At 44.5% G+C, this 13343-nt stretch carries 12 protein-coding genes and 1 riboswitch; of the genes, 10 read left to right on the forward strand and 2 right to left on the reverse strand.

Going from position 1 to position 13343, the window contains the following annotated elements; translation table 11 throughout:
* The first annotated feature begins 84 nt into the window (after positions 1 to 84).
* Positions 85 to 720, forward strand: coding sequence for a histidine phosphatase family protein (locus DYI25_RS20390; protein ID WP_213372330.1), 636 nt, complete (start codon positions 85 to 87; stop codon positions 718 to 720).
* A 54-nt stretch (positions 721 to 774) separates the two neighbouring features.
* On the opposite strand, the gene DYI25_RS20395 is transcribed toward DYI25_RS20390, so the two are convergent.
* A complete protein-coding gene (locus DYI25_RS20395) occupies positions 775 to 1764 on the reverse strand; it encodes an NADPH:quinone oxidoreductase family protein (RefSeq protein WP_213372332.1) in 990 nt (329 codons plus the stop codon).
* A gap of 399 nt (positions 1765 to 2163) precedes the next feature.
* On the opposite strand from DYI25_RS20395, the gene DYI25_RS20400 reads away from it, so the two are divergent.
* The 7 genes from DYI25_RS20400 to DYI25_RS20430 all read left to right on the forward strand — a co-directional run bounded on the left by DYI25_RS20400 (position 2164) and on the right by DYI25_RS20430 (position 8072).
* Positions 2164 to 3333: an MFS transporter gene (locus DYI25_RS20400; RefSeq protein WP_249745565.1), complete on the forward strand. Its 1170-nt coding sequence runs from the start codon at positions 2164 to 2166 to the stop codon at positions 3331 to 3333.
* A complete protein-coding gene (gene fdhF, locus DYI25_RS20405) occupies positions 3314 to 5443 on the forward strand; it encodes a formate dehydrogenase subunit alpha (protein ID WP_213372334.1) in 2130 nt (709 codons plus the stop codon). Before DYI25_RS20400 ends, fdhF begins: the two co-directional genes overlap by 20 nt.
* A gap of 14 nt (positions 5444 to 5457) precedes the next feature.
* Positions 5458 to 6009 carry a 4Fe-4S dicluster domain-containing protein gene (locus DYI25_RS20410; RefSeq protein ID WP_023625614.1) on the forward strand — a complete coding sequence of 184 codons (552 nt, stop codon included), beginning with the start codon at positions 5458 to 5460 and terminating at the stop codon, positions 6007 to 6009.
* A 278-nt stretch (positions 6010 to 6287) separates the two neighbouring features.
* On the forward strand, positions 6288 to 7022 hold the full coding sequence (locus tag DYI25_RS20415; RefSeq protein ID WP_213372336.1) for an Mrp/NBP35 family ATP-binding protein: 735 nt from the start codon (positions 6288 to 6290) through the stop codon (positions 7020 to 7022).
* A gap of 24 nt (positions 7023 to 7046) precedes the next feature.
* Entirely contained in the window at positions 7047 to 7574 is a 528-nt protein-coding gene (locus DYI25_RS20420) for a Rieske 2Fe-2S domain-containing protein (RefSeq protein WP_213372338.1), read from the forward strand.
* A complete protein-coding gene (locus tag DYI25_RS20425) occupies positions 7567 to 7764 on the forward strand; it encodes a hypothetical protein (RefSeq protein ID WP_213372340.1) in 198 nt (65 codons plus the stop codon). The genes DYI25_RS20420 and DYI25_RS20425 overlap by 8 nt, the downstream gene beginning before the upstream one ends.
* Before the next feature lie 89 nt (positions 7765 to 7853).
* The gene (locus DYI25_RS20430; RefSeq protein WP_213372342.1) at positions 7854 to 8072 is read left to right on the forward strand and encodes a hypothetical protein; all 219 of its coding nucleotides are present in this window, start codon (positions 7854 to 7856) and stop codon (positions 8070 to 8072) included.
* Positions 8073 to 8148: 76 nt separating this feature from the next.
* Here DYI25_RS20430 and DYI25_RS20435 read toward each other — a convergent pair whose 3' ends face one another.
* Positions 8149 to 8658 (reverse strand): hypothetical protein, encoded by a 510-nt coding sequence (locus tag DYI25_RS20435; protein ID WP_213372344.1) that lies wholly within the window; start codon positions 8656 to 8658, stop codon positions 8149 to 8151.
* A 376-nt stretch (positions 8659 to 9034) separates the two neighbouring features.
* On the opposite strand from DYI25_RS20435, the gene DYI25_RS20440 reads away from it, so the two are divergent.
* The gene (locus DYI25_RS20440; RefSeq protein WP_213372346.1) at positions 9035 to 11779 is read left to right on the forward strand and encodes a dynamin family protein; all 2745 of its coding nucleotides are present in this window, start codon (positions 9035 to 9037) and stop codon (positions 11777 to 11779) included.
* Between the two features lie 151 nt (positions 11780 to 11930).
* Positions 11931 to 12038, forward strand: a riboswitch (SAM riboswitch).
* A 103-nt stretch (positions 12039 to 12141) separates the two neighbouring features.
* Positions 12142 to 13239 (forward strand): sugar ABC transporter substrate-binding protein, encoded by a 1098-nt coding sequence (locus DYI25_RS20445; RefSeq protein WP_213372348.1) that lies wholly within the window; start codon positions 12142 to 12144, stop codon positions 13237 to 13239.
* Positions 13240 to 13343: the final 104 nt, after the last annotated feature.

Here is a 13343-nt window from a genome sequence, read left to right on the forward strand (position 1 = left end):
GCCTTTTTTTATTTTTGTCACAAGGATTTTTTCCTGAATATGGAGAATTAATCTAGGTAATTTATGTGAAAAGGGATGAGATTAATGGAGATTTTATTAATCAGACATGGCGAGTCGGAAGGGGATATTCTTCAGGTGCATGAAGGACGGGCAGATTTGCTGCTGACGGACAATGGCCGCAGGCAGGCAAAGGAAATGGCGAAAGTGGTAAAAGAGAAATACATGCCTGAGGTCGTCTGGGCAAGTACATTGAAAAGGGCGCGTGAGACAGCGGAGATTCTTAGCCGGGAAACTGGTATTTCCGTAATTGAGGATGATGGATTAAGAGAATACAATAATGGAATCCTGGCAGGACTGCACTATGCGGAAGCAAAGATTCGCTATCCAGAGCCAGAGGGAGGCAGGAAACCTCATGAAGCGATTGAGGAAGGGGAGTCTGAACTAGAATTCCGATTCCGGGCTCAAACAGTATTTTCAAAGATTCTTGCCGAAAGCGCTGGCTGGAAAAGAATCGCGATCGTCTCCCACGGCGGGATGATCTCTAATTTGTTAAGGGCTTTTTTAAACTTGCCTGTATTATCGGATACCTATTTCCCAACTGGAGATACAGGCATTCACTTACTAAGGCTTAATGGCAGCCAGAAGGTCGTGATGTTCATGAATGACTGCGGGCATCTGGCAAAAGTAGAGTCAGAGAAAACAGTTGCTAAGAGTTACTAGACTTAGTTGCATTTAAACAGCCCGGATTCTTAGACGAATCCAGGCTGTTTCTTTTTACATCTTTACTATTGTCCGTCCGCGATTCTCGCCTTTTAAGATGCTGAAAAGGACGCCAGGCAGTTCTTCTAATGTTACCTCATTTTGAATGGTTTCCAAAAATCCCTCTGGCTTCAAGTCAGAAGCCATACGCTGCCAGAGAAGCTTTCGAGTCTCCATTGGGCAGTATACAGAATCGATGCCGAGAAGGTTGATTCCTCTAAGAATAAAGGGGAATACAGTCGTTGCGACATCTGTTCCGCCAGTCAGGCCGCTGACAGCAACCGAACCGTTGTACTCAAGCTTGCTGAGGATCGCAGATAATGTCTTGCCGCCTACTGGGTCGACTGCTGCTGCCCATAGTTGTTTATCCAGAGGCTTCACCTTTTCACCCACTAAATCTTCGCGACTGATAATTTCTGATGCGCCAATTTTCCGGAGGTAATCATGTTCGGTCTCTTTCCCCGTACTGGCTACCACATGATATCCTCGCTTGGCAAGCATCGACACAGCCACGCTGCCAACTCCTCCGGTTGCCCCTGTGACGAGGACCTTCCCTTTTTCTGGAGTAAGTCCGTTTTCTTCTAGTCGGTGCACGGACAATGCTGCGGTGAATCCTGCTGTTCCAAAAACCATGGCTTCCCTTAAATTCAATCCATCAGGCAAATGCACAATCCAGTCTGCCGGAATACGAGCAAATTCGCTAAACCCTCCATAGTGGGAAACCCCTATTTCATAACTGGTGGCGATGACTTCATCGCCTTCCTTGAAGCGGCTGTCATCTGAACGGACAACCGTACCAGCAAGGTCGATTCCAGGGACAAACGGATAAGACCTGACAATCTTGCCATTGGGGATGCTTGCAAGCCCGTCTTTAAAGTTGACGGTTGAGTAGGCCACCTTGATTACCACATCTCCAGCAGGCAAATCTTCCAATCCGATCGTTTTTACTTCCGCTGAAAAATCATCATCTGTCTTGTTCACCATAAATGCTTTGAAATTGTCCATAACTTCCCAACCTTTCTAGCTTGATAGCTTAAGTATATGGCATAAGTATGCCGGACTTCTAATAACTCAACTTACTCAAGGCTATCCATTTTAACATCCATTAATAAAGCTGAATATGACTTTTGTTGCCTAATACAAGCTTCGAAAAAGTTAAGTCCATCACGAATTTATTACGATTTTGTGTCCACTTATAATGGTGTGACGGACTTCACATATCTTTTAATCTGCCTCCCTTAAGATTTAGATAAGTAAGGTTCACCATGCAGGATAGGGCTATAAACATTATCAAATCAATTTTTCACTATTCACAAAGTGTTTACATTTTGCCTCTATTTTGACTTTTTTTCCATGATAAGATGATTTTTGAAATCGGGAACGATTTACAGGGAGGTAGCAAAGTTGTACAAATTCGAGAAATCCTTTTACTCCAAAACAAGCATGTATTCCTTTGTCGTTGTGCTTCTATTATTTTTCTCAATGTGGTATTCGACTTCGAAGTTTGTCCATATCGATATGGCGCTTCTGGGATATGCCATCTCATCTGCGGTCTTTGCGATCGGGCTGACAATCAGGGTGAGCTTTTGGATGTGGCGCAAAGCCACGAACAGAGTGGCGAAGCGAAGTGTTGATAACCTTTTTAATAAAGAAAGACTGAAACGAAATTCCAAAGCACTAATCAAAACATTAATTGACAACATTATTTTACAAAAATTCATTTTCCAGCGCGGAATATACCGCGGCATCCAGCATTTCATGATTTCATGGGGCTGCATCATCTCCTTCGCGATCACATTCGGGCTTACATTCGGATGGATGCGTTTCGACCTGATTGACCCGGAAACATACCAGATCATCGTGTTCGATATGCCGACCATCACGATGGCAGCACACGGCCTTTTCGCTGAAATCGTCTATAACGGCCTGAATATTGGTGCCATCATGGTGTTAATTGGAGCAGGGATGGCCCTCTACCGACGCATCACTGATTATGATGTAAAAGTAACCCAACGATTCGAGTTCGATATTTTACCATTGATCATTTTATTGTCAGTAACAGTTACAGGTTTGATCCTGACAATCATGTACACTTTCCTGGATGGATGGATGCACCATTATATGTCCCTGATCCACCAGGTAACAGTCATTATCATGCTCATGTACTTCCCATTCGGAAAACTGTTCCACGTTCCGATCAGGCCGCTGGCTACAGCTGTACCAATGAGTTATCAAGAGGTGGTCAAAGTGGATACGAAATCATGTAAAAGCTGCGGACAGCCATACAGCAATGACGACCAGATTGCGGATGTCCAGGCAATTTTAAAAAGCCAGAATTTCGACCTGCAGCTTGCAGATGGCACTTACCTATCAGACTACTGCACGGGCTGCCGCCGCAGGATGAGAGCATTGAAACAAATGAATCTTGAAGCACCGCAGGGCAACCCATACGGACCAGTAAGCACAAATAACGGAATTCACATATCAGGCTTCAGCAAGAAGCGTTCAGAAGAGTTTTACGGACTTGACCAGGATTCAAAGGAGGAAAAAATCGATGAGCCAGTTTCTCGTTAAAGAAGGCGTAAAGAACCAAATCCGCAAAGGGGAAAAGCTAGTCACAACCCATTGCTGCTACTGCGGGATGCAGTGCGGGATGCACATACGCGTCGATGAAAAAAACAATAAGGTTGTTGGTGTCGAACCTCGTTATGACTGGGTTTTAACAAGAGGAAAGATGTGTCCTAAAGGTGTTACAGCCTATCAGACAATCGACCATCCGGACCGCATCAAAACTCCGTTGATCAAAAAGAATGGCAAGTTCGTCGAAGCAACCTGGGATGAAGCGCTCGATTTGATTGAAAGCAAATACAAAGGCATCCAGGAAAATTACGGCAAGGACGCAATCGGCGTTTACGGCGGCGTTTCCATGACAAATGAGAAGTGCTACCTTGTTGGAAAGTACGCCCGTGTAGGCCTTGGCACTCGTTACATTGACTATAACGGCCGATACTGCATGAGCTCTGCTGCCGGCGGTTTTAACAAAACACTTGGGATGGACCGTGGATCTACGCTTCCTTGGACAGAGCTGGAGCATACGGATACTTTCTTCATGGCAGGCTCTAACACAGCAGAGTGCCATCCAACAAGTATCCAGTGGTTCTGGAAGGCGAAGGACAAAGGAGCGAAATTCATCGTAGCCGATCCTCGTGAAACCGCTACTGCACGTGTGGCTGACGTACACCTGGACCTGCTTCCAGGAACAGACGCTGCTTTAGCAAACGGCATCATGCACCTTCTGATCAAATATGATTATGTTGATCACCAATATGTGCAGGATCGCTGCAACAATTTTGAGGAATTAAAAGAAATGACGGCGAAATTCACACCTGAATATACATCGAAACTTACAGGTGTCGCAGTGGAGAAGATCATCAAGGCTGCGCACATCTTCGGAAAATCACCACGATCAGTCGTTATGTTCGCACGCGGTGCAGAACAACAGACTGCTGGTGTTGACAACGTAAGTCTTTATACATCAATGGCTTTATTGAGAGGCCAAATCGGCAAATTTGCTTCTGGCGTTGCGACTTTTACCGGTCAGGGCAATGGCCAGGGCGGACGCGAACACGGCCAGAAAGCAGATGCTCTTCCTGGATACCGAAAAATCGCTAACCCTAAAGATGTCGAGCACGTTGCTGGAGTATGGGGCATCAAGCCGGAAGAAATGCCGAAGGAAGGCGTTTCCGCATACGAAATGTTCCATTTGATGCAGAACAAGACGATCCGTGCATTGCATGTCATCTGCTCGAATCCAGTTGTTTCATCACCAAATATCAACTATGTCCAGGATTCACTAGAGAAGCTTGACTTTCTTGTCGTAAATGACTTCTTCATGTCAGAAACAGCGGAGCTTGCAGATGTAGTTCTTCCGGCAACGACTTGGGCTGAAGACGAAGGTACGACAACGAATATCGAAGGCCGCGTCATCAGGATCCGCAAAGTAGTTGAGCCTCTTGGAGAATCGAAGCCTGACTGGGAAATCATGAAGCTAATCGCTGACCGCCTTGGAAAAGGAAAGTTCTTTGATTACAGCGAACCAAGAGAGATCTTTGACGAGCTTCGCCACGCTTCAAAAGGCGGCAAGGCTGACTACTACGGAGTGACTTACGAAAAAATCGATGAACAGGACGGCGTGTTCTGGCCGGCTCCAGCAGAGAATCACAAGGGAACGCCTTCTGTGTTCCAGGAACGTTTTGCTACGGAAGACGGAAAAGCAAATCTTGCAGTTTGCGATTTCAGAGGACCTGCAGAAGTTCAATCTAAGGAATTCCCATTATGGCTGACAACTGGCCGCGTCGTATTCCACTATCTATCAGGCAACCAGACAAGACGTGTTGACTTCCTGATGGAGCAATGCCCTGAGCCATTCGTCGAAATGCATCCTGAACTTGCAAGCCAGTACCAGATCGAGAACGGTGAAAGAGTGAAACTTACAACTCCGCGAGGCGACATGGTCGCTCCGGTAAAAATAACAAAAGCAATCCGTAAAGATACAATGTTCGTCCCTTACCACTGGGGCAAAAAGCTGGCAGTCAACCAATTGACCAGCCCGGCACTGGATCCATTCTCAAGGATGCCAGAATTCAAAGTCTGTGCTGTAAAGCTCGAAAAGCTGACTAAATAGGAGGAACGGCTGTTATGAATAAAATTATGTACCTTGAATTTGAACGCTGTATTGGATGCCGTGCCTGCCAGGCAGCCTGCCGAGAGTGCGGCGACCATGACGCTAAAGAACGCAACTATGTAGAATATGTTGACTTTACCGAATCACGACAGACCTTCCCGATGCTGTGCATGCAATGTAAAGACCCGGCATGTGCGCGTGTCTGCCCGGCAAACGCGATCCAAATCACGGATGAGGGCGTCGTGCTATCAGCGATGGAAGAAAAATGTATAGGATGCCGCAACTGTACATTCGGCTGTCCGTTCGGAATTCCGAAGTTCGATTTTGAAACGAATAAGATGTACAAATGCGATATGTGCTATGACAGAACGCGTCATGATATTGCGCCAATGTGTGCATCTGTCTGCCCGAGCGATGCAATCCGCTTCATCGACTTCGATGAAATGCAGCAATTGCGCAGAAAACGTACCCAGATGAACCTCGTTGAAGGCAAAAAGCCGCAAGAGGGCAATAAATGGGATTACGTACCTGAATTTTTCGGGGTTTATACAGATTCTCAATCATAATTTAATGCAGCCGGCCGGAAAAGAGCGCTAAGTTCATTAGGGCCGGCTCTGTTTTTGAATCGATTTTAGTGATATTGGCGAAAAAACGATTTTATTGGCGGAGTTCACAGGTTTATTGGCGATAATCTGATTTTATTGGCGGACTTCACAACTTTATTGGCGAAAATGAAATTATATTGGCGAACTGGAAATTCAAAGCGATTTTTTCCAGTTTGGTTTCAACCAATTTTAGATAAGGTAGGGAATAAAAAACCAACCAAAAAAGAGGTGCTTTTTAAATGTTAAAAGGAAATGTACTGGCGGTGACAAGCGGAAAAGGCGGAGTGGGTAAGTCTTCTTTATCAGTGAATCTTGCGCTTGCGCTCCAGAAGCTTGGCAAGTCTGTTGCAATCATCGACCTTGATATATATGGATTCAGCGTACCGAAAATACTTAATATAGATTCAAAACCAAAAACGTTCAACGGCAAAATCATTCCGGTTGAGGCTCACGGCATCAAGGTAATGTCCATGGGTTTCCTTGTAAAGGACAACGAACCAATCGTCTGGCGCGGACCAATGCTGGGCAAAATGATTCAGCATTTTACCGACGATGTGATGTGGGGAGAAATGGATTATTTCATTCTTGATATGCCTCCTGGAACGGGAGATGTCGCTCTTGATATGCACCTGATGATTCCCCAGAGCAAGGAAATCGTTGTGACTACTCCGCATAAGGCCGCTTCATTCGTAGCGGAGCGGGCTGGATCGATGGCGATTAAAAGCAAGCATGAAGTCATTGGTGTGGTCGAAAATATGTCATATTTCAAGCCAGAGGACAGCGATCAGAAATATTTCATTTTTGGAAAAGGCGGCGGCGAGGAGCTGGCAGCACAGCTAGGTACGGAATTGCTGGGACAGCTGCCGATCCAGGAAGCTGATGAGAATAGTGACACACCTGCGATTGCGACGGAAAACACCCCGCTATTCAAGGAATATCTAAACCTGGCAGAAAAAATCGATGCTAAGTTTTAGCTCTAGGAACAGGAGGATTTGACTATGAGTGATGATAAAAAGCAGACCCATCATGAAGATGATAAAGATATGATCAAGCTGATTGATAATCTGAACAGGAAAGACGATGTCCATTTGAATAGAAGAGCGTTTTTGAAAGCTTCGTTTGGAGCCACAGTCGCCATCGGACTTGCGACGACTCCATTTGGGATCTTCACATTCCTGCGCGATGAAAACGGTGAAGTTAAGCGAGTAGAAATCACGGATATCAAAGACCTGGCAATCGGGGAATCAAGAAACTTCAACTACCCGACAAAAAATGAACCGGCTATTTTGGTGAGGACACCGGAGGACAAATTTGTCGCGTACAATAATAAATGTACCCACCTTCAATGCCCAGTCTTTTATGAGCACAAGGAAAATGTTTTGCTGTGCCCTTGCCACAAAGGTTATTTCAATGTAGACAGCGGCCAGCCGATGGCAGGACCGCCGCAGCGCGAGCTTCCGAAAATCCTTCTTGAAATCAAGGATGGCAAGGTATTCGCAGTAGGGAGGGAAGTAAGGCATGGATAAAAAAAGAGCAGCATTTTTCTCGATTTTCTTGTTCCTTGCCGTGAATGTTTTCGCTCTATCCAATGCGATAGAGGGCTATTATGGCCAGGAAGATGAACGTGTATATGGAGCGGTGATTGTCGCACTTATTTCTACTGTCCTGGCAACAACAGCCTTCTTCATCTGGAAGAAGGCAGAGTATAAAAAATAAGCTAGTGGCGATGATAAAAGGAGAGCTCTTTTCAATTTGTAATTTGGAAAGTACTCCTAAAAAAGGAGCTTAAGGGGAGGATTAAGAGAATGGATTCCCATCCTTTTCATCACGATAGCAAAAAAGAATCAATTGAGGAAGTAATTGAAAATTCCGTTGAGATTGAAGAAGATTTGATGCGTACTTATTTAATAACGGCTGAACGAGTCCATGACGATCCGGAGCTGAAAGAACGTCTTGAAAACTTCGCGGAAGGGAATGCGAAACGGACAAAGCAGTTGATTGATGAATTGAATAAAGAAAAATGAAGAAGCAGCGGAATTCCGCTGCTCTTCTTTAGTTAAGGATCATTTGTCGGGGCTGGACAAGGCGCTTGCGCTTTTCTTAGCTAAACTGGTTAGTCGGCACAATCTTAATATTTTCTCCTTCGAACTTCCTTTCCCCGAAAAGGGTGATCAAGGTGCAGCTCGTGATTCGGAACGGGTTTTCAGCGATTTCATACTCAGCGAGAAGGCCGGATCCAAGTTCTTCGCCTTCTGGATTTAAAGCCTGCACGTTCTGGCCTTCAAGTGTCCTTAGCTTGGCTTTCATCAAGAATAACTTCCACTCTTCCCAATTCTTAATCAAAAACGCCTTCTCACCGTTCTCCAGATAACCCAGCTGGCAGCCTCTTTCATCGATGGCGGCTTCGTTTCCGTAGCTGAGCTCCATGATCATATCCCGTAAAAATTGAAATTCCTCGAGGTCAAGATAGGGATCAATCTGGAATTCAACTTTATTACCTGTTTCCCTGATTGCAGCCAGCGTTTTGTTGTTCCTCATGACAGATTTGTTTTTGATATGTTCGGATTTAATATGTTCTAAGGGAGTACCCAAAAGTTTCAAGATCAGCATAATAATCTCCTTTTTTCGGTCGTCTAGATACCTCCATTATAATGATTTTGCCCTATACGCGGTGTGACAAACTTCATTGATTCCCCATAAATCCTGGATATAGTTCGAAAGCTATAGGTAGCGACATGTTTCGACGATAACTGGCAAATAAATGGATTGTTTATTAAAAAGGTTACAAACTTTGCAGTGCTTGTAGCAAAACTGAAAGCTGGCTGAAATCTTGAATGAAAAATAGTTTGATAGAATACAATGATAAGGTTTGAGGGCTAGCCGCAAAAGGGAAAAAGAACAGTTAGCTAAAACAAATTTTTTATGCCTGAAGGAGTCTGAAGGCTCTTTTTTTGGATTGATATTATGAAAAGGTCGGAGGAAAGTCATGACATTTGAAGAGCAATTAATCAAAAAGTCGTATTTTGAAACTTATATGGAATCAGGAAACAGGACACATCCGATTCAAGTACTCGGGGAGCTTTTCCTTGAAGAGCAAAAGATTGATATGCCCGATTTGTCGAATCTCCGTTTTGCTCAGGGAGAGGTATATTTTAACAATAAAGATTATGAAGCTGCGATTTTTAAGTGGGAGAACATTACAAATGAATTCGAGCCTTGGGCGAAAAAGAACATGGGCGATGCATTCCTTGAACTGGGTCTGCTTACTTCCGCGGAAGAGCTATACCTGTCGATTGAAACGGAAAGCAATATTCTCAGGATTGAAAGCGGCCTTCAGCTCTTATCGCTCTACATAGAGCAGGGCAAGCTAGATAAAGCGGTTGCTGTCATCAAGAAATCAGTGGCGCTTGATCCAGATTACCCTGGCGTAACGGAGATTGCCCGCGCTTTCTTTGAAGAGCATCAAGACTGGGGAAATGAAGTCGAGCTGGCAGTCAATGAAGGTGTTCGTACGGGTTCGCCTAAGTGGTTCGACGTCTTGAATCAATATGTAGAGCAGGGGCATACAGTACAGTTCGCACCGGATTATTTTAACGAAGCATTATCTGTTCTTTTCCAGGTGGACAGAAGCCGGTTTGAGCAACTGGCTGTATCCCTTTGGGAAAGCTACAAGGATCAAAGTTCATACATGACATGGCTAAGGGAATTCAACCAATTGTTCAGCGGAATGGATGGCAATAGAAAAGATGGCTGGACCCACTTGTCAGCGGTCTATCAGGACACATATTTCGAGTTGATTAACGGAGATCGATTAATCAAGGAAATTTCCCCATTGATCCCTGAATTGCTTACAAATTGGCTGAAAATCACAAGTCCCGCTAACAGCCTTGTATCCGCATCTTCTATCATTGCGTGGAATGAGGTATTTCCAGGAAGCATCACCTCGTCCGCAATTCACGATGCTGAAAATATCGTGCTGAATTCGCGCGAGTACCATGATGGCTACGGGGATAGCATGCAGCTATTCAAAAGAATCATTGAATGGGCAGAAAACCATGAGATAGAGGTTGGCAACAAGATTAAGTGGATGGTCCAGGAGCTGCAAGAATCCAATCTCCATAACCTGTTGATTGCCGGTTTATCAGGTAGCGGGAAGTCTTCCTTCGTCAATACCATTGTTGGGGAAGAACTGATCACGTCACCAACTGCTGCTGTCATCCGTTTCCAGAATGAAGAGAATCCAGAAATCCTTGAAATCACGGATACGGATGTCCGCCAAATCACGGATCTCGAGGACTTCAAGGAATCTGCAGGAATACGCCGTCAGACGCACAAGAATGAAACAATCATTGATTTCAAGGCAGAGTTCCCATTCCTGCGCGACCATGAACTTGCACTGATTGATACACCAGGAGTCAATAGCAATAACTATGACAAGCACCCGTTGTACAATTACTTGAGATTTGCTGATAGTATGCTTTTCGTGCTCAATGCGAATGATCCTTTTACGGAAAAAGAAAGGGAAATCCTCTCGAAAATTTCAGAGTACTTCCCGGATCTGACTATACACTTCCTGCTGAACAAAATAGATGTGATATACAGTCAGCAGGAGGCAATAGATGTCTTTGACCAAACATGGGCTGAAATCAGCCAATACTATCCTGACTCAAAAATGTTTGCTTTCTCATCTAACTACGATAAAGGCAAGCAGCTAAAAGATTTCTCTGATTTCATTAGGACAAACAGAAGCACAGTCGACTTCGAGCAGGAACGCACCGCAAAACTTCAGTTCTTCGTCAGAAGGGCCATCACGTATTTGCTCGATAAGCGAATTGAAATCGAGAATAACCATATAGAATCAAACAGCTGGAATGAAGAAATGGTGGGTAAGCTTAACGGCGCGATCAACCAGTTGGGAGACATTGAAGAAGAAAAATCACGATCCATCCAGAAGTCATACCGTAAAATCAAGGATGAAACCCGTGCAGAAATCATTGAAAAGATACCGGAAATACTGCGAGGTTGCTCTGAATTGGTGACGGAGGAGAGCGATTTCGGAAAGATCCATACTGATATGGACGAAGAAATGAATAAGAGAATACAGGAATATCTCGATGGAACCGTATTGCCGAAATTCCATGATGATTTGAGAGGCTGGATTCAACTTTCGAAGGACGAATTTGACCAAAGCCAAAACTATTTGAATGAAATGGCTGAGGGCTTTAACTCCATTTATGGGGATGAGCGGATCAGCCTCGACTGTGATTTCAGGGTACTTGATGACTGGCGCCGTGATGCAGACCGGATGACGAACGGTGTCCACTATGAAAAGGTCAACATCATGAACCGCTCGACGCCACAGCAGTTCTTCCTAAAAAGTGCTGGCAAGCTTCTTGCTGTGCTGCCGCAAAACAATGCGATGCTTTATAACAGATACAAAACCTATCTCGAGACGGAAGATTATTATGAAATCGGCGTAACCATTGCGAAAAGATTTCTGCAGCAATTCGAGATTTTTGAAAAATCGATTGAACGCGATGTGAACCTGTTCTTCAAAGACCCATTCAACGTTCTTGAAGAAGCAGTAGAAGAAGCCAAGGCCGAAATCGAATTCGGAAAGATCGAACTTGAAAAAATGAGAATCAACCCAGAGCTTTACCGCGACCCATTGACACTGTACGAAGTGAAGCTCCGCCAGTTTGAATGGATGACCGCGGCAGGCAAGGAATAATCAAAAAAGGAAGATTCCGAATTAGGGTCTTCCTTTTTTTCTGGGTACTGAAAAATAATAAAATTAAATTTTCATAATATTATTGACAATATGAGTATAGGAGTTTAAAGTAAAATTTATCGATTTGCAACATTAACTTAATAAAGAAATTCTCTTATCAAGAGTGGCAGAGGGACTGGCCCTATGACGCCCAGCAACCGTTCCAACTGGAATTGGTGCTAAATCCTGCAAAACAATCATTTGTTTTGAAAGATAAGAGAGGAATCCGACCTTTGTATTCTACTGCGTTTGAAACCTCTCTTTTCTGGAGAGGTTTTTTTATTTTAGTTAACCAAGCAGATCAATCAAAGGGGGAAAGTCAGATGAAAAAAGGAATTAAAAAAGTATTTTTAGGTGCAGTTGCTTCCGCATTGCTGCTGACAGGCTGTGGCGGAGGAGATACAAAGACGGCTAGCGGTCCGGTGGAAGGAGTACCGGAGCGATTTGCCAAAGGTGAGGAAGTCAAAATTAAAGTCATTCGCAAGATTGGCGGAGATGACCATACTGCGCAATTTTTAGCCGGAGCGAAGGCTGAGGGTGAAGCGCTTGGCTTCAAGGTAGATGTCTTCACGGCGAATGGAGATACAGCCAAATTCCATGACGCGATTAATCAGGGGCTTCAGCAGGACTATGATGGTTTCATCATTTCCCATGGTGATGATGCAGCAACGGTAGAGGACGTAAAGAAATTAGTTGATAACGGCAAAAGCGTCGTGACCTTCGACTCAAATCCGGATTTGGCTCAGGTAGAAGGAGTCACACTTACATCCCAGGATGATGAAGCACTCGCAACGCAGGCATTAGAACAACTTGTGAAGGACCAAAATGGAGAAGCGAATATCGTCTACCTCTGGGTCGATGGCTTCCCGCCAATGGTTAGAAGAAATAAAGTTTACCAGGAAACCCTGAATGCGAATCCAGGAATCAAAGAGGTTGAAAGATTTGGAGTAGCGGCTGCAGATACAAGCGTCCAGACGCAAAACGCGGTGTCCGCTATGCTGAACAAGCATCCAAAAGGAGAAATTGATGCGATCTTCGCAACATGGGACGCTTTTGCAATTGGCGCGGCTCGTGCGATCAAGGAAGCTGGCCGAGAAGAAATCAAAATTTACGGAATTGATGTTTCCAATGCTGACTTGCAGGAAATCCAGGGAGAAGGCAGCCCATGGAAATACACCGCCGCTGTTGATCCTAAGCTTATCGGAGAAGTGAATATGAGATTGCTGGCGAAAAAGCTGGCCGGCGAAGAAACACCAGCAACATATGACCTTGAAGCATCACTGATTTCACAGGAAAAGCTGCAGCAATCAAAAAATCCGGTGAACATGGTGAATCTTGCTGAAATTATCGAAGGCTGGGGCAAGTCTGATGCATTTTTGGAAGATTGGATGGAAAAATTGAAGGAGCATTATAAAAAGTAACGTTATTTCTTCATAATGTGCCCCGAGTTTTAGACGTTGAGAATTATATTGGCGGTTTTCACAAATTAATTGGCGATAATCGAATTTTATTGGCGGCGTTCACA

The sequence above is a fragment of the Mesobacillus boroniphilus genome (genome assembly GCF_018424685.1).
GTDB classification, from domain to species: Bacteria; Bacillota; Bacilli; order Bacillales; family Cytobacillaceae; genus Mesobacillus; species Mesobacillus boroniphilus_A.

Bases quoted from the DNA above. Each gene is read 5' to 3' on its own strand.
- DYI25_RS20390 (WP_213372330.1), top strand. From the start codon at position 85: ATGGAGATTTTATTAATCAGACATGGCGAGTCGGAAGGGGATATTCTT.
- DYI25_RS20395 (WP_213372332.1), bottom strand. From the start codon at position 1,764: ATGGACAATTTCAAAGCATTTATGGTGAACAAGACAGATGATGATTTT.
- fdhF (WP_213372334.1), top strand. From the start codon at position 3,314: ATGAGCCAGTTTCTCGTTAAAGAAGGCGTAAAGAACCAAATCCGCAAA.
- DYI25_RS20410 (WP_023625614.1), top strand. From the start codon at position 5,458: ATGAATAAAATTATGTACCTTGAATTTGAACGCTGTATTGGATGCCGT.
- DYI25_RS20415 (WP_213372336.1), top strand. From the start codon at position 6,288: ATGTTAAAAGGAAATGTACTGGCGGTGACAAGCGGAAAAGGCGGAGTG.
- DYI25_RS20420 (WP_213372338.1), top strand. From the start codon at position 7,047: ATGAGTGATGATAAAAAGCAGACCCATCATGAAGATGATAAAGATATG.
- DYI25_RS20425 (WP_213372340.1), top strand. From the start codon at position 7,567: ATGGATAAAAAAAGAGCAGCATTTTTCTCGATTTTCTTGTTCCTTGCC.
- DYI25_RS20430 (WP_213372342.1), top strand. From the start codon at position 7,854: ATGGATTCCCATCCTTTTCATCACGATAGCAAAAAAGAATCAATTGAG.
- DYI25_RS20435 (WP_213372344.1), bottom strand. From the start codon at position 8,658: ATGCTGATCTTGAAACTTTTGGGTACTCCCTTAGAACATATTAAATCC.
- DYI25_RS20440 (WP_213372346.1), top strand. From the start codon at position 9,035: ATGACATTTGAAGAGCAATTAATCAAAAAGTCGTATTTTGAAACTTAT.
- DYI25_RS20445 (WP_213372348.1), top strand. From the start codon at position 12,142: ATGAAAAAAGGAATTAAAAAAGTATTTTTAGGTGCAGTTGCTTCCGCA.